General features: G+C 60.8%; 24 protein-coding genes. 12 read left to right on the top strand and 12 right to left on the bottom strand.

Annotated elements, in window-relative coordinates; all coding sequences use genetic code 11:
• Nucleotides 1-236 precede the first annotated feature (236 nt).
• Both C4S59_RS16255 and C4S59_RS16250 read left to right on the top strand, forming a co-directional pair.
• On the top strand, nt 237-1,598 hold the full coding sequence (locus C4S59_RS16255; protein WP_027238795.1) for an IS5 family transposase: 1,362 nt from the start codon (nt 237-239) through the stop codon (nt 1,596-1,598).
• Entirely contained in the window at nt 1,543-3,024 is a 1,482-nt protein-coding gene (locus C4S59_RS16250; protein WP_050685902.1) for a class I adenylate-forming enzyme family protein, read from the top strand. The genes C4S59_RS16255 and C4S59_RS16250 overlap by 56 nt, the downstream gene beginning before the upstream one ends.
• A gap of 20 nt (nt 3,025-3,044) precedes the next feature.
• On the opposite strand, the gene C4S59_RS16245 is transcribed toward C4S59_RS16250, so the two are convergent.
• The 5 genes from C4S59_RS16245 to C4S59_RS16225 form a co-directional block, all read right to left on the bottom strand.
• Entirely contained in the window at nt 3,045-3,500 is a 456-nt protein-coding gene (locus C4S59_RS16245) for a PaaI family thioesterase (protein ID WP_050685904.1), read from the bottom strand.
• Between the two features lie 21 nt (nt 3,501-3,521).
• Entirely contained in the window at nt 3,522-4,226 is a 705-nt protein-coding gene (locus tag C4S59_RS16240) for a helix-turn-helix domain-containing protein (RefSeq protein WP_234994806.1), read from the bottom strand.
• A gap of 4 nt (nt 4,227-4,230) precedes the next feature.
• Entirely contained in the window at nt 4,231-5,085 is an 855-nt protein-coding gene (locus C4S59_RS16235; protein WP_050685908.1) for an SDR family oxidoreductase, read from the bottom strand.
• A complete protein-coding gene (locus C4S59_RS16230) occupies nt 5,082-7,019 on the bottom strand; it encodes an AMP-binding protein (protein ID WP_050685910.1) in 1,938 nt (645 codons plus the stop codon). Before C4S59_RS16230 ends, C4S59_RS16235 begins: the two co-directional genes overlap by 4 nt.
• A 113-nt stretch (nt 7,020-7,132) precedes the next feature.
• Nucleotides 7,133-7,894, bottom strand: coding sequence for a glucose 1-dehydrogenase (locus tag C4S59_RS16225; protein WP_103911552.1), 762 nt, complete (start codon nt 7,892-7,894; stop codon nt 7,133-7,135).
• An 89-nt stretch (nt 7,895-7,983) separates the two neighbouring features.
• Here C4S59_RS16225 and C4S59_RS16220 point away from each other — a divergent pair, with 89 nt between their 5' ends.
• On the top strand, nt 7,984-9,384 hold the full coding sequence (locus tag C4S59_RS16220; RefSeq protein WP_234994805.1) for a TetR/AcrR family transcriptional regulator: 1,401 nt from the start codon (nt 7,984-7,986) through the stop codon (nt 9,382-9,384).
• Here C4S59_RS16220 and C4S59_RS16215 read toward each other — a convergent pair.
• The 6 genes from C4S59_RS16215 to C4S59_RS16190 are packed head-to-tail and all read right to left on the bottom strand — an operon-like array spanning nt 9,366 to nt 14,349.
• Nucleotides 9,366-9,767, bottom strand: coding sequence for a PaaI family thioesterase (locus C4S59_RS16215; protein WP_050685913.1), 402 nt, complete (start codon nt 9,765-9,767; stop codon nt 9,366-9,368). The genes C4S59_RS16220 and C4S59_RS16215 overlap by 19 nt on opposite strands.
• Nucleotides 9,767-10,249: a PaaI family thioesterase gene (locus C4S59_RS16210; RefSeq protein ID WP_050685915.1), complete on the bottom strand. Its 483-nt coding sequence runs from the start codon at nt 10,247-10,249 to the stop codon at nt 9,767-9,769. Before C4S59_RS16210 ends, C4S59_RS16215 begins: the two co-directional genes overlap by 1 nt.
• 12 nt (nt 10,250-10,261) lie before the next feature.
• The gene (locus C4S59_RS16205; RefSeq protein ID WP_050685917.1) at nt 10,262-11,065 is read right to left on the bottom strand and encodes an enoyl-CoA hydratase-related protein; all 804 of its coding nucleotides are present in this window, start codon (nt 11,063-11,065) and stop codon (nt 10,262-10,264) included.
• Entirely contained in the window at nt 11,058-11,873 is an 816-nt protein-coding gene (locus tag C4S59_RS16200; protein WP_268810636.1) for an SDR family NAD(P)-dependent oxidoreductase, read from the bottom strand. The genes C4S59_RS16205 and C4S59_RS16200 overlap by 8 nt, the downstream gene beginning before the upstream one ends.
• A 48-nt stretch (nt 11,874-11,921) precedes the next feature.
• Complete coding sequence (locus C4S59_RS16195) at nt 11,922-13,121, bottom strand: acyl-CoA dehydrogenase family protein (RefSeq protein ID WP_050685921.1); 1,200 nt, start codon at nt 13,119-13,121, stop codon at nt 11,922-11,924.
• 13 nt (nt 13,122-13,134) lie between these two features.
• Nucleotides 13,135-14,349 (bottom strand): acyl-CoA dehydrogenase family protein, encoded by a 1,215-nt coding sequence (locus tag C4S59_RS16190; protein WP_103911599.1) that lies wholly within the window; start codon nt 14,347-14,349, stop codon nt 13,135-13,137.
• Nucleotides 14,350-14,488: 139 nt separating this feature from the next.
• Between C4S59_RS16190 and C4S59_RS16185 the strand changes: the two genes are divergently transcribed.
• Genes C4S59_RS16185 through C4S59_RS16165 form a run of 5 tightly spaced genes read left to right on the top strand, consistent with a single transcriptional unit; the run spans nt 14,489 to nt 20,690 of the window.
• Nucleotides 14,489-15,274, top strand: coding sequence for an enoyl-CoA hydratase-related protein (locus tag C4S59_RS16185; RefSeq protein ID WP_074964315.1), 786 nt, complete (start codon nt 14,489-14,491; stop codon nt 15,272-15,274).
• A 21-nt stretch (nt 15,275-15,295) separates the two neighbouring features.
• Entirely contained in the window at nt 15,296-17,095 is a 1,800-nt protein-coding gene (locus C4S59_RS16180; RefSeq protein WP_050685923.1) for an acyclic terpene utilization AtuA family protein, read from the top strand.
• A gap of 12 nt (nt 17,096-17,107) precedes the next feature.
• Complete coding sequence (locus C4S59_RS16175) at nt 17,108-18,577, top strand: acetyl-CoA carboxylase biotin carboxylase subunit (RefSeq protein ID WP_050685926.1); 1,470 nt, start codon at nt 17,108-17,110, stop codon at nt 18,575-18,577.
• Nucleotides 18,577-19,080: an acetyl-CoA carboxylase biotin carboxyl carrier protein subunit gene (locus C4S59_RS16170; protein WP_234994802.1), complete on the top strand. Its 504-nt coding sequence runs from the start codon at nt 18,577-18,579 to the stop codon at nt 19,078-19,080. Before C4S59_RS16175 ends, C4S59_RS16170 begins: the two co-directional genes overlap by 1 nt.
• 2 nt (nt 19,081-19,082) lie before the next feature.
• A complete protein-coding gene (locus C4S59_RS16165) occupies nt 19,083-20,690 on the top strand; it encodes an acyl-CoA carboxylase subunit beta (RefSeq protein ID WP_027238778.1) in 1,608 nt (535 codons plus the stop codon).
• Nucleotides 20,691-20,801: 111 nt separating this feature from the next.
• Here C4S59_RS16165 and C4S59_RS16160 read toward each other — a convergent pair whose 3' ends face one another.
• Nucleotides 20,802-21,413: an acyltransferase gene (locus tag C4S59_RS16160; protein WP_027238779.1), complete on the bottom strand. Its 612-nt coding sequence runs from the start codon at nt 21,411-21,413 to the stop codon at nt 20,802-20,804.
• 253 nt (nt 21,414-21,666) lie between these two features.
• Between C4S59_RS16160 and C4S59_RS16155 the strand changes: the two genes are divergently transcribed.
• The 4 genes from C4S59_RS16155 to C4S59_RS16140 all read left to right on the top strand — a co-directional run bounded on the left by C4S59_RS16155 (nt 21,667) and on the right by C4S59_RS16140 (nt 26,119).
• Nucleotides 21,667-22,851, top strand: coding sequence for a lipid-transfer protein (locus C4S59_RS16155; protein ID WP_027238780.1), 1,185 nt, complete (start codon nt 21,667-21,669; stop codon nt 22,849-22,851).
• Between the two features lie 24 nt (nt 22,852-22,875).
• Nucleotides 22,876-23,706 (top strand): SDR family NAD(P)-dependent oxidoreductase, encoded by an 831-nt coding sequence (locus C4S59_RS16150; RefSeq protein WP_027238781.1) that lies wholly within the window; start codon nt 22,876-22,878, stop codon nt 23,704-23,706.
• A gap of 180 nt (nt 23,707-23,886) precedes the next feature.
• Complete coding sequence (locus C4S59_RS16145; RefSeq protein WP_027238782.1) at nt 23,887-24,516, top strand: TetR/AcrR family transcriptional regulator; 630 nt, start codon at nt 23,887-23,889, stop codon at nt 24,514-24,516.
• Nucleotides 24,517-24,520: 4 nt separating this feature from the next.
• The gene (locus C4S59_RS16140; protein WP_027238783.1) at nt 24,521-26,119 is read left to right on the top strand and encodes an acyl-CoA carboxylase subunit beta; all 1,599 of its coding nucleotides are present in this window, start codon (nt 24,521-24,523) and stop codon (nt 26,117-26,119) included.
• Nucleotides 26,120-26,123 lie beyond the last annotated feature (4 nt).

Genomic DNA, 26,123 nt, shown 5'->3' with positions numbered 1-26,123 from the left:
CATGCTGACCGAAGTTTCGCGTGCAGGACGCGCCGACCTTTATTCGATCTTTCGAACCCGCGCACAGGATTGCGCGGGGGATCTGGCCATCGAGGACGGCAGCAAGAGACTGAGCTAGTTCACCCTGAACAAGTCCCAACGCATTGATTTTGTTTTATGAAGCGGCGTTTTCAGTATTCTGGAACTGCAGGATTTGGTAGGTTTCGGGCGAGAAGCCTGCAATTTCGGATCAACGTATGAAGCCCAAATCCCGCGCCCCTGAACAGGACGACCTGTTGCGCCCACGCCTGACGGACATGATCGACATGCGCCACGAGCTGGTGAAGCTGGCCGCCCTGATCGACTGGGAGTTCTTCGAGGATGAGTGGGCGGGGTTCTTCACGTCGCACACCGGCCGCCCGGCGACGTCGCCGCGACTGGTGGCGGGGTTGCTCTATTTGCAGCATGCCTACCGGCTCTCGGACGAGGCGGTGGTGGCGCGGTGGGTGGAGAACCCCTATTACCAGCACTTCTGTGGCGAGACGTTCTTCCAGCATTGCTTCCCGCTCGATCCTTCGTCGCTGACGCGGTGGCGCAAGCGGATCGGGGAAGAGGGCGTCGAATGGCTTCTGACCAAGACGATCGAGGCGGGCCGTGAAGCTGGAGTGATCTCCGAGCGGAGTGTCGAGGCGGTGATCGTGGACACGACGGTGATGGAGAAGGCGATCGCGCATCCCACGGACGCGCGGCTCTGCGAGAAGGCGCGCCGGCGCCTGGTGGCGCTCGCGCAGGAGGCAGGCCTGTCCCTGCGCCAGAGCTACGCGCGGCTTGCGCCGCGGCTGTCGGGCCAGGTCGGGCGCTACGCGCATGCGCGCCAGTTCAAGCGGATGCGCAAGGCCCTGCGGCGGCTGAAGGGCTATACCGGGCGCGTCCTGCGCGACATCCAGCGCCAGTTGGGCCGTGTGGCCGACGCCGGTTTGCGGGAGCGGATCGAGGCGGAGATTGCCTTGTCGGGCCGGCTCTTGCGGCAGAAGCCGAAGGACAAGGGCAAGCTCTACGCACTGCACGAGCCCGAGGTGGACTGCATCTCCAAGGGCAAGGCGCGGGTCCGTTACGAGTTCGGCACTAAGGTGTCGGTGGCAACCACGCACCGGGAGGGCTTCGTCGTCGGCATGCGGTCGATGCCCGGCAACCCCTATGACGGGCACACCCTTCGCGAGGCGCTGGAGCAGGTGGAGATCCTGACCGAGACCCGGCCCAGGAGGGCCTTCGTCGACCGCGGCTACCGCGGCCACGGTGTGCAGACGACCGAGGCGTTCATCTCGGGCCAGCGCCGCGGGATGACGCCGGCGCTCCGGCGCGACCTGCGCCGGCGCAGCGCAATCGAACCTGTGATCGGGCACATGAAGACCGACGGCCGCCTTGCCCGCTGCGCTCTCAAGGGCACGCTCGGAGACGCGCTCCACGCTGTGCTCTGCGGCTGCGGGCACAACATCCGCATGATCCTGGCCCATCTGAGGGCTCTCGTGGCCGAAATCCTCGCCGCTCTCATCGCCGCGATCGGTGCGATCATCGCTCTACCGCGGCCGAAATGCGGCATCAGAGCCGCAGCTGCGTGATGTTCAGGGGCGACTGAGCTATGCCGAATTGCTGGGGAGGGTCGATCGTCTGGCTGCCGTGTTTCTGGCCAGGGGCGTGGCGCCCGGCGACCGGATCGCGATTCTGTCGCATAAACGCTCGGAGTACCTGGAGGTCGAACTGGCAGCGGCAGGAATTGGCGCGATTGTCGCTTGCCTGAACTGGCGGCTTGCCCCCGATCAACTGTGGCACTGCATCGATCTGGTCGAGCCGGTGCTCGCGATCGTCGAACCGGACTTTTCAGAAATGTATCACGCCGTCGCGTCGACACCCTGTCTGACCATCGGGCCAGACCTGGAAACGGCCATTGCCGGGGCCGAGCAAGACCCGCGCATCGGGACCATGGTCGACGATCCAGAGGCTGGTCTGACGATCTTGTATACCTCGGGGACTACGGGCCTGCCCAAAGGGGCGCTCATCAGCCACCGCGCGCATATCGCCCGATCCATGGTTTTTGCGGCGCAGCTGGCGCTGGATCCCGGCGACGGGTTCATCGCTTGGGCACCTATGTTCCACATGGCGTCCACCGATCATGCGCTGGCGACGGTCCTGCGGGGCGGAACCGTGGTGATGGTAGACGGTTTGCAGCCTGCGGTCATCAACGAGGCGTTGTCGCGCCACCGGATCGGCTGGTTCGTGATGATGCCCGGTGCGCTGGACGCCTTTATCGCAGAACGACGCGCCAACCCTTTGCCGCTGAAGGGAATCAAGGTTTGCGGCGCAATGGCCGATCTGGTGCCGCCGCATCAGATCGCGGAACTGACGGCCCTTCTGGACACGCCCTATCTGAATTCCTTCGGCGCAACTGAAACCGGCCTGCCGCCGGGGACCGCCGATCTGATTGCGCCGGGTGTGACCCCGGACCGGCTTTCCAAGCGCATAAGCGCATTTTGCGAGGTTCGGCTGGTCGATCCCGACGACCGCGAAGTGCCGGATGGAACGCCGGGCGAAATGGCTGTGCGGGGCCCGACATTGTTTTCAGGCTACTGGAACGCCGACGACGCCAACGCCCGCGACTTTCGCAACGGCTTTTTCCACATGGGCGATCTGTTCCGGCGCAATGCGGACGGCACCATCGACTTTGTGGACCGGGCGAAATACTTGATCAAGACTGGCGGCGAGAACGTCTATCCTGCGGAAATCGAGCGTGTGCTTCTTTCCCATCCCGATGTGGTCGATGCCGCCGTGATCCGGGCCTTCGACGCGAGATGGGGGGAAAGCCCGGTGGCCTTTGTCGCCTGTGGCGATGACGGGCCGGATGCCGAGGCGCTGATGAATTTGTGCCGCGAAAACCTCGCTGGCTACAAACGGCCGCGCGAGTTTCTTTTCATCGCGTTCGAGGATTTTCCCAGATCGACCAGCGGCAAGATCCAGCGCCATATGCTCGAAGCCCGGCTCGCGGATTAATTTGCGCCCCGGCCCGATCGTCACCCCGCCACGCCCGTTCGCCCCACCAGCGCCATGAGCGTTCCGGTCATCGTTGCGACGAGCTTTTCATCCTGGCCCTTCACGGCATAGGCACGCGCCTCGCATATGGTCAGCGTCCTGCCTGGTTTCACCACGTCAGCGACGAAGCGAAACCGTTCGCCGTCCGCCGGGTTGAGTAGGTTGATCTTGAATTCGGCCGTCAACACTGCCGCGTCCGCTGGCATCAGCGAAAAGGCCGCGTATCCGCAGGCGCTGTCCAGCGCTGTCGACACGATTCCGGCATGCAAAAACCCATGTTGCTGGGTCAGAGCATCCTCATGTGCCATCTCCAGAACAATGCGGCCGGGCGATAGCTCGGCAATGCTGATCCCCAGCGTGTGCATCACCTTCTGGCGATTGAAACTGTTGCGCACGCGTGCGTCATAGTCGGGGTTTTTCGGTTTGAATTGCGTCATGGCGGGTCTTCCTCTTCGATTTCATTCGTCAATGACCAATCTTAGGCGGTCTTTGAGGCGCGTATCTTGTAGCGAAAGGTCAAAACGACGCGGAACGGACTGAGCGCGCAACGCGCCGGGCGGTTTGCCGGCGAAGACCCGGCAAGCGACGGACATATGGGATTGATCGCAATATCCGGCGTCCAGCGCCAGATCGCTCAGCGGAAGGCTCTGTGACGCGAGCTGCCCAAGAGCCTGGCGAAAGCGCCGCGAGGCGGCAAGCCGCCGCCGCGACACGCCGGTTTCCGCCCGCACCTTTCGACGTTCGGTCCGGTCGCTGTACGCTCCGGGTGGCGCGGCAAAGCCCATGCCTTTCGCGAGGCCGTCAAGCACTGCGATGAGCGCGGGCAGGTCACCGTCCCCGATCTGAACCCGGGCCAGTTCTGCGGCCAGCATGTCCAGCCCTTTGGAGTCGGGTAAGTGCTTCGGTCGTGACGACAACCTCAGCCCGGCCACGACACCATGGAATGGCCTTGGGCGGGGAGTGAAACCCGAGCGCGGTGGCGCCAGCGATACACGCGCCCCGCCGCTGTGGTCGCGCGTTACCGAAAGGGTAAAGAGGTCGGTTGCGAACCGCCCGCGTCCACCACCGCTCAGCACACCGGTATCGCGAAACACGAACAGATGATCGATCTCAGTGGCCGCTTCCTCAGGCGGCGCCCGTTCGAGATAAAGCGGCACCGCCATCAGGTTACTTGACGAAAGCATCCCGGTTCTCGGTGACGAAATCGGCAAATCGGCGCGCCGGGCGCTCCAGCACCTCGCTGACCGTGGTCTCGATGCCGGCTAGGTAGCCCCTGGGCGCGATAGAGGCCAGTTCGACCATGGCCCCGGCGACCTCGTCCTGCATTCCGCCGGCCACCATGCCCGCCCTGGCATCCTCGGCCGAAAGGGACACGCACGACACTGTTCGTCCCGTCACCCCGGACAGAAGGGCCGCGATGTCATCCCCTGCAAGAGCTTCGGGCCCGGTCAGACCAAGAGCCTTGCCTTCGTACCCCGGAGCGGTCAGCGCCTCGGCGGCGACATCCGCGATGTCGCGAGCGTCGATCCAGGCCACGGGTCCGCCCAGGTCGTCATAGTACACGGCGTCCTTTGCAATGTTGCCGGCCTGCCACAGCAGGTTCTGCATGAAATAGGTCGGCTGGACAAAAGTCCAGTCAAGGCTGCTTTGCTTCAGCAGTTCCTGGGTTTCGGAATGCCACTTTCCAAAGGTCAGCCCCGCCTTGGGCGACGCGCCAAGCCCCGTGGCCACAACGATATGGCGCACGCCCGCGGCCTTGGCCGCCTCGATCACGTTCGCCTTCCACTGACGCATGTCCAGATGGGCAGGCGTGACCAGGTATATCTTTTCCGCCCCGTCACAGGCCCGCGCCAGCGCGGCAGGGTCCGTGAAATCCGCTGCTACCGCCTCGCATCCTTTGGCTTTTAGCGCGTCTAACTTGAAGGGGTCGCTGGTGACAGCGCGCACGGTCGCGCCTTTTGCCATAAGCGTATCGACGAGGGGCGCGCCGGTGTTGCCCGTGGCTCCGAAAACAGTAATCATGGCTTTTCCTTTTGCAGGTCTACGATGGGTTGAATGGTTTCCGGGTTGCTGATCGACGACAGATCGCCCAGATCTTCGCCCAGCAAGGCGGCGCGCACGATCCGGCGCATGGTCTTCATGCTACGCGTCTTGGGCAGGGCCTCGATAAAGTGGATCTCGCGCGGGCGGAAGGGTTTCGAGACGATCTCTCCGACCCGATTCTTGAGCCGGTCCACAAGCTCTGCGTCAGGCGTAACACCTTGCGCCGCCACGCAGAAACAGACGACGGCCACGCCTTTGATATCGTCGGGTGCGGCAATGGCAGCGGCGTCAACCACCTCTCCGGTTTCGGTCAGGGCCGCCTCGATCTCGGGCGGACCGATGCGTTTACCTGCGATGTTCAGCGTGTCGTCGGACCGGCCCAGGATATACCATGTCCCGTCCGGATCGCAGCGCACCCAGTCGCCGTGCCGCCAGATGCCGGGGTAGGTGGACCAATAGGTTTCAAAATAGCGATCGCGGTCGCCCCGGATGGCCGGGGTCAGACCCAAAGGCGGCTGGGTCACGACCAGTTCGCCGACCTCGCCCGGTGCGGCTTCGCTGCCGTCCTGGCGCAACACCTTGGCGCCGACACCCAGGGCCTGGGCCGAAAATCCGCCGGGCTTGATTTCATGCAGCACGGTCGAGGTAAGGATCGCGCCAAAAAGCTCGGTCCCACCCGAGATGTTAAGCGGCACCGCGCGGCGGCGACAGATATGATCCAGTTGCCAAAGCCAGGCATCGTCGGTCCAGGGTTCACCGGTCGAGGCGACAATGCGCAGGGGCGACAGGTCGTAGCCCAACAAAGGTTCAGTATCCTGCGTCATGAACTGCCGTACCAGGGTCGGAGCCACACCAAGATGCGTGACCTCCATATCGAACGCAAGACGCAGCAGCCTGAAGGGATCGCCGGGCATTGATGGTGCGCCTTCGGCCAGCACCAGAGTTGAACCGGACAAGAGCACCGACAAAAGGGTGAGCGGCCCCATGACCCACCCCATGTCAGTCATCCAGAGGTGCCGGTCGTCCCGTTTCATGTCGAGGCAAAGCAGGAAATCGGCCGTGGCCTTGGCCTGTACGCCCAGATGGGTATGCACGACACCCTTGGGCCGCCCGGTCGTGCCCGATGTATAGGCGATCAGAAAGGTGTCATCGGCACTGACGGGAACGGCGGCAAACTCCGGACTGGCGCGGCCCACTGTTTCGGTCCAGTCCAGATCGCGGGCCGGATCGGCCACCGCACCGCCGAACCGTCGCAGGCTGATCACGGTATGAACCGATGGCAGGTCGGTCAAAGCCTGGGCAAGGGTCGCTTCCATCCAGACCGGCTTGCCTCGCCGGGGTGTGGCATCCGCCGTCAACACCGCCACGGCATCCGCGTCGTTCAGGCGCGATACGATGGCATGGGGCGCAAAACCGGAAAACAGCGGCACCGCAACCGCGCCCAGCCGGGCAATACCCAGAAGCGCGGCCTCGATTTCGGGGATCATCGGCATATAGATGCCCACCGCCTGACCCGGCTTTACACCGCGTGCGGCAAGGGCCGAGGCGACGCGGGAGGCTTCGGCGGCAAGGTTGCAATAGCTCCAGCGGCGGCGGCTTCCGTCTTCGCCGACCCAGTCGATAGCGACCTTGTTACCCAGGCCATCGGCAATTCGGGCGTCAAGACAGGTTTCCGTCAAATTCAACGTACCTTCCACGGCCCATCTGATCGATTCAGGCCCTGTGGAGATATCTCGCAACCGGCTGTAGGGCCGCTCGAACCATATCCCGGCATGGTCAATGATCTGGCCCCAGAACCAGTCTGGGTCTTCATTCGAACGGCGGACGAGTTCCTCGTAACTGTCAATGCCGCAGCCCTTCAGAAATGAGGTCAGAGTGCTTGTCCGCTGGATGTCAGAGCCTGGCTGAAACATTCGCAACCTTTCTAGAATGAAAAAGGGCCGCACTTAAGGCGCGGCCAGTCGGGGAGGTAACTCTTGGCACGGTTTGGCAGCAGCGCCTTGAGTCCGGCGCTGCTGCCAGCGTTTTAACCGTGCATGGACAGGCCGCCCGAAACCGAAATCACCTGGCCGGTAATGAACCCTGCGTCGTCCGACGACAGGAAGCAGATGATGCCAGGGTAATCCGTCGGCTGCGCAAGACGCTTCATCGGAATCGCCCGCTTGAGACCTTCGGCGATCTTTTGACCGGCCTCGCCTTCGGCAACCTGAGCGAACAGCGGCGTATCGGTCGGGCCGGGGGCGACCGCATTCAATTGAATACCTTTACGCGCCAGTTCACGCGCTACGGTTTTGGTGAACGAGATGATGCCACCCTTGCAGGCCGAATACACGGCTTCGCCGGATGATCCGACGCGTCCGGCGTCGGACGCGATGTTGACCACACGGCCGCCACCGTTCTTGACCATGCCCGGAAGCACCGCGTGATGCATATTCAGCGGACCGTAAAGATTGATGTCGATGACCTTCTTCCAAAGGTCGGGATCGGTGTCGAGGAACGGTTTGATCACGTCCCAGCCCGCGTTGTTCACCAGCACATCAATCGGTCCGCCGGATTCGAACTCGGCAACGGCGCTGTCGACCTGGGCACGATCGGTAATATCCGCCTGAAATGCCGTCGCTTTTCCGCCGGATTCAGTGATTAGTTTGGCGGTTTCATCCGCTCCGGCTTTGTTCAGATCGAAAACGGCGACTTCGGCACCCTCCACGCCGAACCGTTCGCAAACCGCTCGGCCAATGCCGCTCCCACCGCCGGTCACAACGACCCGTTTTCCACTCAACCCTCGCATGTGGAGGTCCTCCTCTTCCGTTGCACCTTGAAAAGAGTTTGATTCGACACTCTCTCCGATGTATTCTAACAGTTGTTAGATTTATTGCAATGGACAGCCTCATCTACGACAAGTATCGACAATGGATGGCACGACAGATTGAAGATACCAGGATAGTGAATGACGATCTAAGCAAGTCGGAGAGGACCCGCGAAGCCATACTCGCTGCGGCTGCGCGACTTTTTCGGTATGAAGGCTATCACGCAACGACTATGCGCGACATCGCGCAGGAAGCTGGCATTGAGGCCGGCAGCATTTATTATCATTTTCAATCCAAGGACCAGATGCTGTGCGAAGTTCTCGATCTTGGCGTCCGTCAACTATATCAGGCGGTCAGTGAAATCGTTCGGTCGGCACCGACAAGTTCGGAGGATTTTCGCAAGACTTTCAGACTGCTGATTGAAACACACCTTACATACCTATTGACCGACAGTGACTTTACGTCAGCCAATATTCGTAACTATCCGATGTTGTCGGACGAAACACGCGCCCCGCATCGCGAATTGCGTGCATCATATGCGGATGCCTGGGGCAAATTCCTGAATGACGCCAAACGCGCCGGCCACCTTCGAAGCGACATATCCACTGCTGTGATCCGCCAGTTCATCCTAAGTGCCATGAACTGGACCGTAGAATGGTACGATGTCGACAAGTATCCGGTGCGCATCCTCGCGGAACGAATGTGTAAGCTGATACTTGACGGAATGTGTCCACATCGCAAGGCGGGTACCGAAGGCTTGAAGCTGTGCCCCGCCACTCCCGCCAAAACCCCGGATCCCGACGGCAAGGCGGCTAAGACCCGTGCAGAAATTCTAAAGGCCGCAGCGCGCGTTCTGAGGGACAATGGCTACAAGGCGACCACGCTGAGAAAGATCGCGGAAGAAGCGGACATGAAAGCGGGAAGCGTCTATTACCATTTCAACTCCAAAGAAGCGATCGTTGACGAAGTTCTAAACGCCGGACTGAGAGACTTGCTATCAGGTGTCGAAGCCGCCGTTCGGAAATTCGATGCCCCGTACGATCATCACGCCAGGATAGCGACTGCAATCTGGGCGCACCTGGATTTCCTCTTCAAGGCAAGCGAATTCACCTCGGCGAATATCAGAAGCTATGGAATGCTCCCCAATCATTTCAGGGAGAGGCACAGGGGTATTCGCCATGAATATGGAAAACTCTGGGATCGGATACTCCGTGAAGCTCAGGACGACGGTGCCATACGGTCGGATATCAAGATCGTCCCCTTGCGCCAGGTGATGTTGGGCGCTTTGAACTGGACGGTGGAATGGTTCGACCCGAACAAGGCAGGAGTGGAAGGATATCTATCACTGCCTGAATTCTCCAGCATGCTCATCAATCTGTTACTGGAAGGAATTTGTAACCGGGAAGCGGCCCCGTCCACAGGACAAGGTAGCCCAGAAAGCGGTTGCCCCGGTCAGACCAGAAGGAAGTGATACAGCCCTTCGGCAACCGCCTTTTCCCGATCCGTCTGCCAGCTGAGCACGCTGACGCTTGCCATCCGCTTGCCCTTGCGCGTGACGTTTGCGCGCGCAAAAAGCGGTCCCTTCACACCGGGTCTGAGGTAATCGACGGTCAGGTTGATCGGCTTGGCCGGAACGTCGGCGAAATCGGGCTGTACCGCGACGGCGGCAGTGGCCTCCATAAAACTCGCGATTATGCCGCCATGGTAGTACTCCATGATCGGGTTCCCGATATGGCGGTCATCAAAGGTCATTTCCGCTTCGGCATGGAGGCTATCCAAGCTTTGGACCTCAAAGTTGAGAAATCGGAAAAACGGCACCCGGGATACGTGGGCATTGACAGTTTGCAAATCCATCACGAGGCTTTTCCTTTGGTCATCGCTTCAAACAGGCTGGTTTCCCCACGCGTCAATGCAAACGAGGCGGTTCCACGGGCGATTTCAGCATTATCATGGCCCTCGAACCAGACGCTGCCGGAATTGAAGGCGATGTGGCGGGTCTGGCGAAAACAATGCGCTTGAACGATGACATCCGCGCGCGAACGAGCAGGGCGCAGGTAATCAACTCTCAGATCAAGAGTGGCCATGGTACTGACGCCTTCGATGGCGACAAAGTTAGCCAATCCAAAGACACTGTCCAGAAGCGCCGTCAGGATACCACCATGGAGCAGCGTTTGTTCCGCATCGGCGCAAAAGTCCGGATTGAACGGCATCCGAACGCGAACGCCTTCGGTCGAGACCTCTTCGATCTCAAGCGCCATATGCGTAATCAGACCCTTGCCGCGCGCATTCCACATCTGCGCGATTTGCTCCATTTTCTTTTTGGAGATATCAGACATGCAATTCTTCCATTAGCGCCCTGTGAAGTTGGGTTTTCGTTTCTCGATGAACGCAGCAACCGCCTCGTGATGGTCTTCGGTCTGATGCATGAGCGCCTGATAGGCCGCCGCAGAATTCAGGAAATCCGGTAGATCCATCCGTTCGGCATTGCGCATCAGACGCTTGGCGACGCGCACCGCACGCGGTGGTTTCGCTGCGATGACGGCGGCCCGTTCGCGAGCCCGTGCCATCAATTTTTCATGAGGCACCAGCTCAAGCACCATGCCAAGCTCCAGCGCTTCCTTGGCCTCGACCATGCGCCCTGAGAAGGTCAGATCGGCGGCCTTCTGGTGGCCCAGACGACGCAACAGGAACCAGCTGCCCGCATCGCCCGGAATGATTCCGAGATTCAGAAACACCTCGCCGAACCTTGCTTTTTCGGACGCGATGCGCATGTCGCACATCATGGTCAGGTCGCACCCCGCGCCCACCGCCGGGCCGTTGACTGCGGCGATGGTCGGAATATCCATGTTGTAGAGCGCAAGCGGCAGCCGCTGCACCCCATCAACATAGCTCTGCGCCGCCGCCAGCGGCTCCTTGCGGAACACGCTGTCGGAATCGTTCATTTCCTTGATGTCGCCGCCGGCACAAAAGGCCGGGTCGGCGCCGGTCAGGATCATGACGCTGACCTGCGGGTCTGCCTGCACCTTGGCGAAGGTCTCCAGAAGAGCAGCGATCATGTCGTTTCCGGTGACCGGGTTGCGCCGCTCGGGATCGTTCAGCGTAACCGTGGCGATCCTGTCGGACATCTCCAGAAGGACTGGGTGTTTACTCATTCTTGCCATCTCCCCGTTCGCGTTTCTCGAACATCGCGGGGTTGATCATGTCCCGCGCGTCATGACCCATATGCAAGGTCTCACCGCCGTCTACATAAATGTCTTCTCCGGTGATGAAACCGCCAAGTTTCGAGGCCAGGAAAATGATCGTGCCTGAGATGTCCTCGGCCGCCCCCATCCGGTTTAGCACCGAGCGGTTCAGCTTTTTCCACTGTTCCGGCGGAATCGGATAGCGGCCAAGCGCATCGGTCTTGATCGTGCCCGGCGCGACACAGTTCAGCCGGATGCCGTATTCGCCCCATTCGGCGGCCAGCGTTTTCATCATGCCCGTCACACCGGCGCGGGCGGCGACGGTGTGTGTAAAGCCGGTAAGCGCGGTGCGCGCCGAGATGGCGGTGACAAACACAACCGATCCACCATTGTCGTACATGAAGTGATCCGCCGCTGCCCGGGTCATCTGCCAAGACCCGATCAGGTTGTTGCGGATCACGGCTTCGAAGCCCTTGTTGGTGATATCGCGGGCGGCCGCGATATACTGGCCGCCGGCATTGTTCACCAAAACATCCAACTGCCCATAGTGCTCCTTGATCCGCCCCATCGCAGCTTCGATACTGTCTTCGTCGCGGGTGTCTCCGGGCACGACAAAGGCCTCGCCCCCCGCCGCCCGGATCATTTCGGCGGTCTCTTCCAGCGGTTCTTCGCGGCGCGCGAACAGCGCAAGCCTGGCCCCGCAAGCGGCCATTTCGATCGCCGTCGCCCGGCCCATTCCAGATCCGGACCCCGTGACCAGGGCAACCTGGCCCGCCATGAGATCCGACGCGTAACGCCTTGATTTCGCTTCGTTCATGTTCCGCCCCTAGTTCTTCAGCAATTCGCCAGAGATGATGAGTTTGCGAACCTCCTGGGTGCCTGCGCCGACCTCAAGCACGCGACCGGTCCGGTACAGCCGGTTCACTTCTGTATCACGCATGTAACCCGAGCCGCCGTGAATCTGGACAGCTTTGTCCAGCACGAAGGATGTCGCCTCAGCGGCCTTGTAGATCGCCGCAGCGGTGAGCTTGTGGATTTCGCCGCGCCCGCCTTCGCCCTCTTCGAGGCCTTCACACATGGCAGCGGTGCGCAAGGACAGGCTGCGCGCGGCCTCGATCTGCGTATACATGTCGGCCAGCATCGCCTGAACCATCTGAAAACTGGCGATCGGTTTGCCGAATTGCTGGCGTGTCTTGGCGTAATCGATGGAAATATCCAGCGCCCGCTGCGCAATGCCCAGAGCGTTGAAACAGACGATGGCACGTTCCAGATCAAGTCCGGACATGGTAACGGCAACCCCGCCATCCAGCTTGCCGACCATGTTTCTGGCCGGAACACGGCAATCTTCGAATACCAGTTCGCCCGTCGGCGAGCCGCGGAATCCCATCTTGTTGAGCTTCTGCGCCACCTTGAAACCGGGCGTGTCGGTTTCCACGATAAAGGCGGAAATGCCCTTGGCCCCTTTTTCGGGCGATGTCTTGGCATAGACCAGCACCAGATCGGCAATCGGCCCATTGGTGATGTAGATCTTGGCGCCGTTCAGGATGTAGTCGTCGCCATCCTTTTTGGCCGTGGTCCGCATCGAGCCAAGCGCATCAGACCCCGCGCCGGGTTCGGTCAGGCCCAGGGCGCCGATCAGCGTGCCGTCGCACAGACCTGGCAGGTATTTTCGGCGCAACTCGTCATTGGCGTTGCGATAGATGTTGTTGACGCACAAATTGTCATGCGCCACATGGGTCAGTCCGATGGCCGCAGAGGACCGCGACAGCTGTTCGGTGATGATGCAGGCCGAGGTGAAATCCAACCCAGCGCCGCCGAATTCCGGCGGCACGTTCAGTCCCAGGTAGCCCATTTCGCCCAGCTTGGGGAAAACCGAAGACGGCAGATCATCAGTATCGTCCATTTCGGCGTTCAGATGGTGGAATTCTGACATGAAGAACTTGCCGGCCTGATCGGCCAGCGCCTGCTGTTCGTCCGTCATGAAATGTGTCGGCAGAGCGATGTCGTTGCGCAGTTGCTTGTTCATTGTCTCGTCTCCCTCAGGCGCGCAAAAGTTCTTCGGCAATGATGATCTTGCGGACTTCGCTTGTGCCCGCGCCGATTTCCAGCAGCTTGTTGGCGCGGAACAGCCGGTTGATCTCGGTGTCCTGCATGTAGCCAGAGCCACCATGGATATGGCAGGCTTCGGTCACCGCCTTGTTGAATGCCTCGCCGGCGTAAAGACAGGCCGCCGCTGTCAATTTGTGGATTTCGCCGCGGCCCCCGGCCCCTTTTGGCAGGCCGGTACAGGCGGCCAGCGCACGATAACTGAAGGCACGCGCGGTTTCGACCTCGGTGTAGATCTCGGCCAATTTCGACTGCATCATTTGGAAACTTGCAATCGGCTTGCCGAATTGTTCGCGAATCTTGGCGTATTCCAGCCCAAGTTCCAGCGCGCGTTCGGCCATGCCAACGCAGACTGAGGCAACCATGGCACGCTCCAGATCCAGCCCGCTCATTACCACCGAAACGCCGGTGTTTTCCTGTCCAACCATGGCGGACGCGGGTACGCGGCAATCCTCAAACACCAGTTCTCCGGTTGGCGAACCGCGAAAGCCCATCTTGTCAAGCTTTTGCGCCACCTTGAAACCGGGATTGTCCGTCTCGATGATGAAAGCAGAAATGCCCTTGGCGCCCTTCGACTTGTCGGTTTTGGCGTAAAGCAGGATCACATCGGCAATCGGTCCGTTAGTGATATAGATCTTCGAGCCGTTGATGATGTATTCGTCGCCGTCGCGGCGCGCGGTGGTCGCCATGGACCCAAGCGCATCGGACCCCGCGCCCGGTTCGGTCAAGCCCAAAGCACCAACCAGTTCGCCCGAGCAAAGACCCGGCACGTATTTCTTTACCTGCTCTTCGGATCCATTGCGCAGCAGGTTATTCAGGCACAGGTTGTCATGCGCCCCGTGTGAGAGGCCCACAGCCGGATTCCACTTCGAAATCACCTCGGATACCAGCGCCTGGGTGAATTCGTTCTGTCCCGATCCACCTAGCTCTTCGGGTGCGGTAATCCCCAGCAGGCCCAGCTCGCCCATCTGCTTGAACAGATCATCGGGCCACCATTCCTCGTCATCCATACGCGCTTGCAGCGGGTGCAGCACCTCGCGCGACACCCGATCCACGTGGTCGACGATCTGGCGTTGCTCATCAGTCAAAGAATAGTTCGCCCTGATGGCTTCCAGATCAGCCGAGATGGCCTCACTTTGAGTGGTCATATAATCCTCCCGCAAAATGTCGTCCGCAGTGTTGACCAAAATCAAACACATGTTAGAAAATAGATCAAGCCAAGCTTTTGGCGACCTGACGTTAGAAAGCGCGGTGGTCAGAATAGAATACAGGGGGGGAGCTTCGGAAATGACTGAGAGCGTTGTTCAATCGCAGGCGCGCGGCAAAGAAGTGCGTATCACGATAAAACGTCCTGACCATCGAAATGCCCTCAACCGCGAGGTCGCGGACGGGATCATGGCCGCCATATGTGCTGCCGAGAGGGACAGCGATTGCCGCGTGATCGTTTTGACCGGCGAGGGTGAGCGCGCCTTCTGTGCCGGGGGCGACATCAAGGCGGGTGCGGATGGCGGCCCGTTTATTCAGGATCCGGCGGACCCGGATCATTTTGCCGGAAGGTTGTTCGAGACGGTACAGGCGTGCCGAAAGCCAACGATCGCACGCATCAATGGCGTCGCGATGGGGGCGGGGGCGGGCATCATCTGTGCCTGCGATCTGGCTGTGATGGCGGATCACGCCCGCATCGGAACGCCCGAGGTCAAGGTGGGCCTGTTTCCCATGACGATCGTGCCACCCATGATGCGCGTGCTGCCCCGACGGAGACTGATGGAGATGTTCATCACCGGCGTTCCTTTGACGGCCGAGGAAGCCCTGCAATTCAATCTGGTCAACTATGTGACCGATGCTGTGGGGTTGGACGACAAGGTTGCAGAACTGGTTTCCCAGATTGCTGCGCAGTCGCCGAGCGCGATCCGGCTGGGGAAATACGCCTGCCACGCGATGGAGGACATGACCTATCCACAGCAGATGCGGTTTGCAGAAACGCTGTTGCCGCGAGTAGCGCAGACCGAAGACGCGCGCGAAGGCTTTGATGCCTTTGTTACGAAGCGCAAACCTGAATGGACAGGCCGCTGACCAAGCGGGGAGGAGAGGTATATGTCAGAACAAAAACTGCGCATCGGATGTGCATCGGGCTTCTGGGGCGATACGCCGGAAGCGATCGGTCAACTGGTCTCAAAGGGCGAGATCGACTATCTGGTGTTTGATTATCTGGCAGAGGTGACAATGTCGCTGATGGCGCGGGCCCGCGCCAAAACACCCGAGTCGGGCTATGCGCCGGATTTCATCAAGGCGCTGGCACCCTGGTTACCAGACATCAAGGCAAAAGGGATCAAGGTCGTTGCCAATGCCGGAGGTGTGAACCCGCGTGGTTGCAGCGATGCGCTTGCCAAAGCCGCCGCCGGGGCCGGGATCGATCTGTCCATCGGAGTCGTGCTGGGCGATGACCTGTTGCCTAGGGCCGATGAAATTCGCAAAAGCGGTCAGACGGAAATGTTCTCGGGTGTCGAATTTCCAGACGATATATGGAGCATGAACGCCTATCTGGGTGCCCGCCCCATTGCTGCCGCGCTGGATGCCGGGGCCGACATCGTGATCACCGGACGCTGTGCCGACAGCGCCGTCGCGCTTGGCCCCCTGATGCATGAATACGGCTGGGGCGATGATGACTGGGACAAGCTCAGTCAGGGATCGCTGGCCGGCCACCTGATCGAATGCGGCCCCCAGGGAACCGGCGGCAACTTCACCGACTGGCAGGACGTGCCGGGTTGGGACAATATGGGCATGCCCATCGTCGAGGTGTCCGAAGACGGCAGTTTCATCATGACCAAGACGCCTGACACCGGCGGGCTGGTCGTGCCCGGGTCAGTCGGAGAGCAGATGCTCTATGAAATCGGGGACCCGCGCGCCTACCTGTTGCCCGACGTGATCTGCGACTGGTCCGGGGTCACCCTGGAACAGGTCGGACCCGACCGGGTGCTGGTCAAGGGCGGCAGGGGGCTTGGGCGCACCGACAGCTACAAGGTGTCGGCGACCCATGCCGATGGCTGGCGCGCGGTCTCTACCCTGACACTGGCCGCGATTGATGCCCCTGCCAAGGCCGAACGTGTGGCCGAGGCGATCCTGACACGCTGTCGCCGGATTTTTCGCGACCGCAAAATGGACGATTTTCGGCAGGTCAGCGTCGAGGTGCTGGGCGCCGAGGCGGCATATGGCGCAAACGCGCGCGCGCGGACCCGCGAGGTGGTGCTCAAGATCGGCGCGGTCCATGACAATCGCGCCGCGCTGAACATCTTTGCCGGTGAAATCGCACCGATGGCGATTTCGACCGCGCAGGGTCTGACCGGGTTCTTCGCCGGACGGCCAAAGGTGCAGCCGGTGGTCCGTCTATTTTCCTTCCTTCAGAGCAAGGCCGAAACCCCCGTCGCGGTCGAGGTCGACGGCAAGGATGTGCCCGTGAGCGTGGCCACTACGCCAGTCCACCTTGATCCGCCTGCCGCACCGCCCGCAGATAGCCGCGAGCCCGGCCCGGACGTTGTCAAGGTCCGCCTCGTCGATCTGGCCTGGGGCCGCTCGGGCGACAAGGGGAATATCGCCAATATAGGCATCCTTGCGCGTAAGCCGGACTACCTGCCATATATCCGCTCGGCTCTCAGCGAAGAAGTGGTGAAAGACTATTTCGTCCATGTCTGCGAAGGCACGGTCGAACGGTTCGACCTGCCCGGAAGCCATGCGCTGAATTTCCTGTTGCATGACTCGCTTGGCGGTGGCGGAATCGCCTCGGTCCGCATCGACCCACAGGGCAAAGGCTTCGCGCAGATGCTGCTTGATATTGAAATTCCCGTGCCCGCCGATCTGGCCGCACGTGACCGGCTAAACGCCGCGAACCCGAACTAAGAGGACAGGCCCATGACCATTTCGAAACTCCTGGTCGCCAATCGGGGTGAGATCGCGGCGCGCGTGTTGCGCACCGCCAAGGCCCGCGGGCTTGAGACGGCCGTTTTACGCCATGTCGCCGAGCAAGAGGGGCCGGCCCATCTGATCGCAGATGAGGTCGTGATGATCGACGGCCCGACGCCCGTGGCCGCCTATCTCGACATTTCTCAGATCGTCGCGGCGGCAACAAAGATCGGCGCGGACGCGGTGCACCCCGGCTATGGCTTTCTGTCAGAGAATGCCGGTTTTGTCGCGGCGCTGGAAAGAGCCGGAGTGACCTTTGTCGGTCCGACGTCCGAGGTCATCGACCTGATGGGCGACAAGGTCCGCGCCCGCGCCTTTGTCGAGGAACGCGGGTTTCCCGTCGCCCCCTCGGCGATCGAGGATGACGATCCGGCGAGCTTTGTCGAACGCGCCCGCGCCGTTGGCTATCCGCTGCTGATCAAACCCTCGGCCGGCGGCGGTGGCAAGGGCATGCGCGTCGTACGCGAAGACAGCACGCTGGAGACCGAAATCGAAACCGCGCGCCGCGAAGGCGAACGGTATTTCGGTGACGGCCGTCTGTTTGTCGAACGCTATATCGAACGCCCGCGCCATATCGAGGTGCAGGTGATGGGCGACGGGCAAGGCAACGTGGTACATTTCTGGGAACGCGAATGTTCGATCCAGCGCCGGTTCCAGAAGATTATCGAGGAAACGCCCTCTCCGGCGCTGACCCCCGAGCAACGGGGTGAGATCTGCGAAACCGCTGCCGGAATTGCCCGCGCCGTCAACTATCGCGGGGCAGGGACCGTTGAATTCATCTATGCGCAGGACGGGGCCTTTTATTTCCTGGAAATGAACACCCGCCTTCAGGTCGAACATCCGGTGACCGAGATGGTAACCGGCTTTGATCTGGTTGCTGAGCAACTGCGCGTAGCGGCGGGCGAGTGCTTGAGCGCCGCGCAGGCGGATATTCCCCAGATTGGCCATTCGATCGAATTGCGCATCTGCGCCGAGGACGCAACGGCCGATTTTCGTCCTGCGATAGGGGATATCCTGCTGCTGGACGAACCGATGGGCGAGGGTATCCGTGTGGACAGCGGCATTCTGGATGGCGGCAAGGTGACGACCGACTTCGACCCGATGCTGTCCAAGCTGATCGTGCATGGCCGGGATCGCGCGCAGGCCATCACCCGTGCCCGAAATGCGGTGCAAAACTATGTGGTTCTGGGGGTGACGACCAACACCGGCTATCTGGATGAAATCCTTGCGCATCCCGATTTTGCCTCGGGCGACGTATCAACCGGGTTTCTGGCTGAACAATCCGAAACGCTGACCGCGCCGGGCGAAGATGTCTCTGACCTGTTGATGGCGGCGGCGGCTCTATCGGACGAGCGACTGGTGAGTGACGTAATGCAGATACCGGAAATGTACCGCAAGATGGGCGGGTGGAGAAACTGATGCAACGGATTTTTCAGATCGACGGAGTAGAGACTGATTGCTGGCTGGGTCATGATGGCAGCCGGTTCGTGCTCAATACCCCCACTGGCGCTGTTGCCTGCCAATTGGACCCGACGGGTCTGCCGGGCGGTTACAAGCTGCGGGCCAAGGGTGTTGTGCGCGAATTGCGACTGGCCGTGGGGCCGGAAGCAACTTTTATGCACATGGACGGGCGAACCTACGAAGTCGGGCGGGTTGATCCCGCCGAACGCCTGGCCGGAAGCGACGGTGGCGCGAGCGACGACCGATTGGTGGCGCCCATGCCGGGTGTCGTGGTGTCAGTTGCGGTTAAACCCGGCGATGCGGTTGAAGAAGGCCAGCCGCTTCTGGTGATCGAAAGCATGAAGTTGGAAACCACACTGACGGCGCCGCGCGACGGGGTCGTTGCCGAAATGCCATTCGCCGAAGGCGACAGTTTCGGTCTGAAAGACATCTTGGCCCAATTGGCTCCGGAGGAGGAGTGACCATGCGCAGAATTGAAAGTCAGATCGACACCAATGCCGCCGACTACAAGGCAAATTATGCCGCCATGTCCGAACGGCTGAAGGAATTTCACGCCCGCCAGCACGCTGCACGCTATGAGCGCCCGCAGCGCGACTTTGACCGCCTTGCCCGCCAGAACAAACTGGGCGTGCGCGAGCGGCTGGAATTGTTGCTGGACCCCGGCACGCCGTTCCTGGAGTTTTCGACCCTCGCGGCCTGTCGTGAATATGACGGCGCGGTGCCCGGCGCAGGTGTGGTTACGGGGATCGGCATCGTGCAAGGCCGCGAGGTCGCCATCCACGCCAACGATGCCAGCGTCAAGGGCGGTGCCTGGTATCCGCATACCGTGAAAAAGATCGTGCGCCTTCTGGATGTCGCCTTGGAAAACCGCCTGCCGGTCATCCATATCTGCGACAGCGCGGGCGGATTCCTGCCGCTGCAGCACGGGGTGTTTCCCGACCGGTATCTGGGCGGGCGGGTGTTCCGCAACCAGGTCAAGCTGAGCCAGGCCAATATCCCGCAGATTGCCGTGGTTGGCGGACACTGTACGGCTGGCGGCGCCTATGTGCCGACGCTGAGCGACTACAACATCATCATCGAAGGCACAGGCGCGATTTTTCTTGGCGGTCCGCCGCTGGTCAAGGCGGCCACCGGCGAAGAGGTCGGTGTTCAGGAGCTTGGCGGCGCGGTCATGCACACCTCGGTCTCGGGCACGGGCGATTATCGCGCCGCGACCGAACAGCATGCCTTTTCACTGGCGCGCGAAATTGTCAGCCAGTGGAAGCGCACACCGAAAACGATCATCGAAACCGCATCTTTTGAGGAACCGTATTACGACCCTAAAGAACTCTACGGGATCATTCCGAAGGACCGGAAAACCCAGTTCGACATGCGCGAGGTTCTGGCCCGGATCGTGGACGGATCGCGGTTCCACGAATATCAGCCGGACTATGGCACCACGATGGTGTGCGGCTTTGCCCATATCTGGGGCTACAAGGTCGGCATTCTTGCCAACAACGGGGTGCTGTTCAACGACAGTTCTCTGAAGGCAGCGCATTTCATGCAGCTGTGCAATCAGAACCGCACGCCTCTGGTCTTCTTCCAGAACATCACCGGCTATATGGTGGGCCGCGAATACGAAGAACGCGGCATCGCCAAGGACGGCGCCAAGATGCTGATGGCACAGGGTGGCTCGGTCGTGCCGAAGTTCACCGTGATCGCCAATGCCTCTTACGGGGCAGGCAATTACGGCATGTGCGGGCGGGCCTGGGATGCGCGCACGTTATTCATGTGGCCCCAGGCCGAGATCGGCGTGATGGGTGCGGATCAGGCCGCCAATACTATGGCTGACGTCAAGATCCGGCAGCTTCAGCGCGAAGGCAAGGAATTGACCGAAGAAGAAATCGCCGCGATCCGCGAACCGGTGCTGGAAAAATACAAGCGCGATGTCGAGGCTTATACCTCGACCTCGGAATTGTGGGACGACGGCATCCTCGATCCGGCGGACACACGCAACGCGCTTGGCATGTCGATTTCCGCCTCGCTCAATGCACCGATCGAGGAACCACACTACGGGATCTTCCGGCTGTAAAGGCTTGAGGGACGGCACACCGGGTCGGGGAGTGCCGTTCCGCATCAAGGCGCTTCCAACTGGCGCTTTCGAAAGCTGAAGTAGTCCTGACCGGTCCGGTTCCCGGACAGGTCAGGACGATGTCTGCCGCGCCTCCTGAATCGAAACGACGTCAGAGGCCGCCATGCCGGGCCGGTCTGCCTCGACCGCCTTCAGCGGCTCGACCGGCGTCAATCCGGCCAGACAATCGCGCGCAAGTTGCTGGTATTCCGCGGTGCCGCGCGTTTTCCACGCGATTTCTTTCTCGCTGACCTCGCGGATCACCTTTGCCGGCGATCCCACCACCATCGAACGCGACGGAATCACGGTTTCGCCACGCACAAACGCCTGCGCGCCGACAATCGATTCCGCCCCAAGCTCTACACCATCCATAATGACGGAATTCATTCCGACCAGAGCGTTCCGGCCCACCGTGCAACCGTGCAGGATCGCGCCATGGCCGATGTGGCCGTCGCTTTCCACCACGGCGTCGCGGCCGGGAAAGGAATGGATGATGCAATTGTCCTGAACATTGGCTCCATCCCCGATCACGATCCTGCCGAAATCGCCCCGCAAGCTTGCCCCGGGGCCGATGTAGCATCCATGACCCAGGATGACATTCCCGATCAGAACGGCCTGAGGGTGGACATATGTATCCTCGGGCACGACGGGTATAAAACCCTTGAACTCATAACAGTATGCCATTCCGACCACCTTTCGTAAGCTGAGTGCTAAACGCTTGTCGGCGGTTGCGCCGGGACCAGAATCCCTCAATTGTGCCGCCGATCAGGGCGTGTGGCCCGAAATCAAACACAAGTTAGAAAATAGCGCAAGCTCCCTACGTCACAGCTTGGCGATATTGACACTTCCCAAGGTTAGAATTAAAAATCTAACAAATGGTAGAAAATAGACTGGCGGACCGATTAGGGTGGCCTGACCGAACTTGGGAGAGAGAGAAATGACAGACAAAGCCTATGTTGCAGGCGTTGGGATGGTCCCGTTCCAGAAGCCGGGAAAATCCGAAAGCTACGATGTGATGGCGACCGCTGCGACCCGGTCCGCTCTGGCTGACGCGGGGTTGGATTATGATAAAGTCCAACAGGCCTATGTTGGCTATGTCTATGGCGACAGCACCTGCGGTCAGCGCGCCCTGTACCATGTCGGAATGACAGGCATCCCGGTTCTGAATGTGAACAACAACTGCTCGACCGGATCGTCCGCCCTGTTCCTGGCCAGGCAGGCAGTTGAAAGCGGCGCGGTCGAATGTGCTCTGGCACTAGGGTTCGAACAGATGCAGCCCGGCGCAATCGGTGCGATGTTCCATGACCGGGTCAGCCCCTTTGCGGCATTCGACAGAGAAACCGACGAACTGGTTGGCAGTGCCGAGATCCCGCTGGCGCTGCGGTACTTCGGCGGTGCGGGCAAGGCGCATATGGACGAGTTCGGCACCCCCCTGGAAACCTTCGCAAAAATCCGCGCCAAGGCCAGCCGACATGCTGCGAAGAATCCGGTTGCCCTGTTCCGGCAGGAGGTGACGGCGGAAGACGTCATGGCCACCCAGGTCGTCTGGCCCGGCATCATGACCAAGCTCATGGCCTGTCCGCCAACCTGTGGCGCGGCCGCCGCGATCATTTGTTCCAAGGAATTCGCCGACAAGCACGGACTGGACAGTTCGGTTCGGATCGCGGCGCAGGCCATGACGACGGACGGCCCGGAAACTTTCGAAGCCCATGACATGCGCGAAGTGGTCGGCTTTTCGATGGCCAAGCGCGCCGCCGATCAGGTTTACGAGGACGCGGGCATCGGGCCCGAGGACGTGGATGTGGTCGAACTGCACGACTGTTTCGCCCACAACGAGCTGATCACCTATGAGGCGCTTGGCCTTTGCGGTCGCGGCGAAGCGGCGAAATTCGTTGATGATGGCGACAACACCTACGGCGGAAAATACGTGACCAACCCGTCGGGCGGTCTATTGTCCAAAGGCCATCCGCTTGGGGCGACCGGCCTAGCGCAATGTACCGAGCTCGTTCAGCAGCTTCGCGGCCAGGCAGATGCGCGCCAGGTTGATGGCGCACGTCTGGCGCTTCAGCACAATCTGGGCCTCGGCGGGGCCTGCGTCACCACGCTTTATGAAAAAGCCTGATAGCGACTTTCGGGAGGAATCAATATGACTGGAAAACTCGACGGGCGCGTGGCGCTGGTCTCGGGCTCGGGCCGGGGCATTGGCCGCGAAATCGCTCTCAAACTGGCCTCGGAAGGGGCCCGGCTGGTGATCAACGATCTGGATGCGGATCCGGCCAATGAAACCGCCGAGGCGGTACGCGCAACGGGAGCCGAGGCCGTGGTCTGTGCCGGCAGCGTCACCGAAGACGGTTTTGCCGAACGGTTCATCAAGACCGGCATGGACAGCTTTGGCGGGCTGGACATCATCGTGAACAATGCGGGCTATACTTGGGACAGCGTCGTTCAGAAAATGACCGACGAACAATGGCAGGCGATCATCGACGTTCACCTGACGGCCCCCTTCAGGATCCTGCGCGCCGCGCAGCCGGTGATCAGCGCCAAGGCCAAGGAAGAGGCCGCCGCCGGACAGGAAGTGTTCCGCAAGGTGGTCAACATCTCGTCCATCGCAGGGACCGGCGGCAATGCTGGCCAGATCAACTATTCCGCCGCCAAGGCCGGCATTCTGGGTGTCACCCGGACGATGGCCAAGGAATGGGGCCGCTACAAGGTCAACGTCAATGCCGTGGCTTTCGGCCCGATCCGCACCCGCCTGACCGAGGGCAGCGCCGACGGAGACAGCACGATCCAGGTCGAGGAAAAAGAGATCAAGGTCGGCGTGAATCCCGATCTCCTGTCCCAGATGGAGCACATGATCCCGCTGGGCCGGGTCGGCACTCCGGAAGAAGCTGCCGGTGCTGTCTATCTGTTCTGTGCGCCGGAATCGAACTTCATTTCAGGCCAACACATCATCTGCGGTGGCGGTTTCGTGATCTAAGGCATTTGCCCGGACCCCGTCATCGGGCCCGGGCAAGCACATTAATGTCTGGGCGGCCTCTTGGCGGTCGCCAATGCGGAATTTTCCGCAGACTCTAGTCTGGCACGATCACGACGATTTACTCACTTGGGCTATTAACCTAACAGGCGTTAGTTAGGCGTTGGGGCGATACGAAAGTCTATGGCACAAAACACGGCAATCAAAGTCAACGAGACATCGCGCAGCGCGGTTGGACGGGACGGGGTGCTGGACATTGCCGCGCGGCTTTTCCGCGAACAAGGCTACGGGTCCGTTTCGCTCCGAAAAATTGCCGAGGCCGCCGGGATCAAGGCGGGTAGCATATACTATCATTTCGGTTCCAAGGACGAGATCGTCGCGGCCGTTCTTGATGCAGGGATTCGGGTCGTTCACGCGAGTATGAGAGACGCCATCACCGACCTGCCAGCCGATACCGATGGCGAAACGATCCTGCGCTCTGCGATCCGGGCGCATTTGCGCGCGCTTCTTGATGTGAGCGATTATACATCGGCGAATGTGCGTATTTTCGGGCAGGTGCCGCAATCCGTCCGGGATGCCAACTTGCCCACGCGCAGGACCTATGAGGCTGAGTGGGACAGTCTTCTGTCCCAGCTTAAGAAAGATGGCACGCTGAAGCAAGACGTCGATATCCGTCGCCTGCGCCTGATGCTGATCGGTACATTGAACGCCACGCTCGATTGGTTCGACCCGGACCGCGGTAGCGCCGATGCGTTGTCACGCACCTATGCCGATGTGTTCCTCAACGGGATACTCCAAAGACAGGATACCTGACTTCATGGCACGTCTTGAAACAGCGGTGCTGACCGCATCAGAGACCTACACCCGCAACCACGCCGCACAAAGCGAGCGCGTCGAAACGCTGCGCGCGCGGATCGCCGAAGCAACGGCTGGCGGCCGCCCCGACATGGTCGCGCGGCATCGCAAGCGCAGCAAGCTGTTGGTTCGCGAACGGATCGACCTGCTGGTAGATACGGGCACTGCGTTTCTTGAGCTGTCGTCGCTTGCCGCCTACGGTCAATACGGGGGCGAGGTGCCCGGTGCGGGAATCGTGACCGGTATCGGGATCGTCCACGGGCTTCCCTGCGTTGTGATCGCCAACGATGCGACAGTGAAGGGTGGGTCTTTCTATCACGAAACCGTGCAGAAACACATCCGCGCCCAGGAAATCGCAGCCGAGAACCGGCTGCCCTGCCTCTATCTGGTGGATTGCGGCGGTGCCTATCTGCCAGAGCAGGACCGGGTTTTCCCCGATGCCCGCCATTTCGGCAATTCCTTTTATCGTCAAACCAACATGTCCGCGAGCGGCCTGCCGCAGATCGCGGCGGTCTTTGGAGGCTGCACGGCCGGTGGGGCCTATATCCCGGCCCTGTCGGACGAAGTCATCATGGTACGCGGCAACGCACGCATCCATCTGGGCGGCCCCTCGATCGTCAAGGTGGCGATCAACGAAGAGGTTGATGGAGAAACATTGGGGGGGGCCGAGATGCATTCGCGCGTCTCCGGTGTGTCTGACCATCTGGCCGAGGACGAGTATCATGCGCTTGCTCTGATGCGCGACATCGTATCCGAACTGGGCCTGTCGCGCCCGATGGGTCCCGATGCAACCTGCGCGCCGCCGGCGCGCAACCCAGAGGAACTGCTTGGCGTCATCAGCGCCGATCGCAAACAGCCCTATGACATGCGCGAGGTTCTACTGCGCATGATCGACGCCGGCGAATTCCGCGAATTCAAGCCCGGATGGGGTGAGACGCTGGTCTGCGGCACCGCGCGGATTCACGGCTATCGAGTGGGCATTCTCGCAAATAATGGGGCGCTTGTGTCCGACAGTTCGCTCAAGGGCGCGCAATTCGTGTCGATGTGCGATCAACGCAACATCCCGCTTTTGTTCCTCCACAACATCTCGGGCTTCATGGTCGGCACCGAAGCCGAGCGCGGCGGCATTGCCAAAGACAGTGCCAAGCTGGTCTATGCCATGTCGGTTGCCAAGGTGCCGCGCCTGTCGGTCCTCTTGGGCGGCTCATACGGGGCAGGCAACTACGGCATGTGCGGACGTGGTTTCGCCCCGAATTTTCTCTTTGCCTGGCCCACGGCGGAACTGGCCACCATGTCTGCCGACATCGCTACAAATGTGATGCTGGAACTGCGCCGCCAGAAAGGGGGCGACCCGGGCAAGATGGAGGCCGACATGAAGCTGATCGAGGAGCAGGTTCGGGCCCAGTATGGTGAACAGTCCGATCCCTATTATGCCACCTCGCGGCTTTGGGATGACGGGCTGATCGAACCCGCGCAAACCCGCGATATCCTTGGCCTGTGCCTGGCCATCGTGACATCGGTGCCCGAAGCCGGTCGCCATACGCCTGTATTCAGAATGTGAGGCT

It is taken from the genome of Thalassococcus halodurans (assembly GCF_900108225.1).
Classification (GTDB): Bacteria; Pseudomonadota; Alphaproteobacteria; order Rhodobacterales; family Rhodobacteraceae; genus Thalassococcus; species Thalassococcus halodurans.
The sequence above is the reverse complement of the archived record's forward strand: the minus strand, read 5'-3'. Positions and strand labels throughout refer to the sequence as shown.

What these genes read in the sequence shown, in the direction of transcription:
- C4S59_RS16175 (WP_050685926.1), top strand. Translation starts at nt 17,108, where the DNA reads ATGACCATTTCGAAACTCCTGGTCGCCAATCGGGGTGAGATCGCGGCG.
- C4S59_RS16205 (WP_050685917.1), bottom strand. Translation starts at nt 11,065, where the DNA reads ATGAGTAAACACCCAGTCCTTCTGGAGATGTCCGACAGGATCGCCACG.
- C4S59_RS16230 (WP_050685910.1), bottom strand. Translation starts at nt 7,019, where the DNA reads ATGTTTCAGCCAGGCTCTGACATCCAGCGGACAAGCACTCTGACCTCA.
- C4S59_RS16220 (WP_234994805.1), top strand. Translation starts at nt 7,984, where the DNA reads ATGGACAGCCTCATCTACGACAAGTATCGACAATGGATGGCACGACAG.
- C4S59_RS16180 (WP_050685923.1), top strand. Translation starts at nt 15,296, where the DNA reads ATGTCAGAACAAAAACTGCGCATCGGATGTGCATCGGGCTTCTGGGGC.
- C4S59_RS16190 (WP_103911599.1), bottom strand. Translation starts at nt 14,349, where the DNA reads ATGACCACTCAAAGTGAGGCCATCTCGGCTGATCTGGAAGCCATCAGG.
- C4S59_RS16255 (WP_027238795.1), top strand. Translation starts at nt 237, where the DNA reads ATGAAGCCCAAATCCCGCGCCCCTGAACAGGACGACCTGTTGCGCCCA.
- C4S59_RS16150 (WP_027238781.1), top strand. Translation starts at nt 22,876, where the DNA reads ATGACTGGAAAACTCGACGGGCGCGTGGCGCTGGTCTCGGGCTCGGGC.
- C4S59_RS16170 (WP_234994802.1), top strand. Translation starts at nt 18,577, where the DNA reads ATGCAACGGATTTTTCAGATCGACGGAGTAGAGACTGATTGCTGGCTG.
- C4S59_RS16160 (WP_027238779.1), bottom strand. Translation starts at nt 21,413, where the DNA reads ATGGCATACTGTTATGAGTTCAAGGGTTTTATACCCGTCGTGCCCGAG.
- C4S59_RS16240 (WP_234994806.1), bottom strand. Translation starts at nt 4,226, where the DNA reads ATGGCGGTGCCGCTTTATCTCGAACGGGCGCCGCCTGAGGAAGCGGCC.
- C4S59_RS16145 (WP_027238782.1), top strand. Translation starts at nt 23,887, where the DNA reads ATGGCACAAAACACGGCAATCAAAGTCAACGAGACATCGCGCAGCGCG.
- C4S59_RS16235 (WP_050685908.1), bottom strand. Translation starts at nt 5,085, where the DNA reads ATGATTACTGTTTTCGGAGCCACGGGCAACACCGGCGCGCCCCTCGTC.
- C4S59_RS16140 (WP_027238783.1), top strand. Translation starts at nt 24,521, where the DNA reads ATGGCACGTCTTGAAACAGCGGTGCTGACCGCATCAGAGACCTACACC.
- C4S59_RS16200 (WP_268810636.1), bottom strand. Translation starts at nt 11,873, where the DNA reads ATGGCGGGCCAGGTTGCCCTGGTCACGGGGTCCGGATCTGGAATGGGC.
- C4S59_RS16155 (WP_027238780.1), top strand. Translation starts at nt 21,667, where the DNA reads ATGACAGACAAAGCCTATGTTGCAGGCGTTGGGATGGTCCCGTTCCAG.
- C4S59_RS16165 (WP_027238778.1), top strand. Translation starts at nt 19,083, where the DNA reads ATGCGCAGAATTGAAAGTCAGATCGACACCAATGCCGCCGACTACAAG.
- C4S59_RS16245 (WP_050685904.1), bottom strand. Translation starts at nt 3,500, where the DNA reads ATGACGCAATTCAAACCGAAAAACCCCGACTATGACGCACGCGTGCGC.
- C4S59_RS16185 (WP_074964315.1), top strand. Translation starts at nt 14,489, where the DNA reads ATGACTGAGAGCGTTGTTCAATCGCAGGCGCGCGGCAAAGAAGTGCGT.
- C4S59_RS16210 (WP_050685915.1), bottom strand. Translation starts at nt 10,249, where the DNA reads ATGTCTGATATCTCCAAAAAGAAAATGGAGCAAATCGCGCAGATGTGG.
- C4S59_RS16215 (WP_050685913.1), bottom strand. Translation starts at nt 9,767, where the DNA reads ATGGATTTGCAAACTGTCAATGCCCACGTATCCCGGGTGCCGTTTTTC.
- C4S59_RS16225 (WP_103911552.1), bottom strand. Translation starts at nt 7,894, where the DNA reads ATGCGAGGGTTGAGTGGAAAACGGGTCGTTGTGACCGGCGGTGGGAGC.
- C4S59_RS16195 (WP_050685921.1), bottom strand. Translation starts at nt 13,121, where the DNA reads ATGAACAAGCAACTGCGCAACGACATCGCTCTGCCGACACATTTCATG.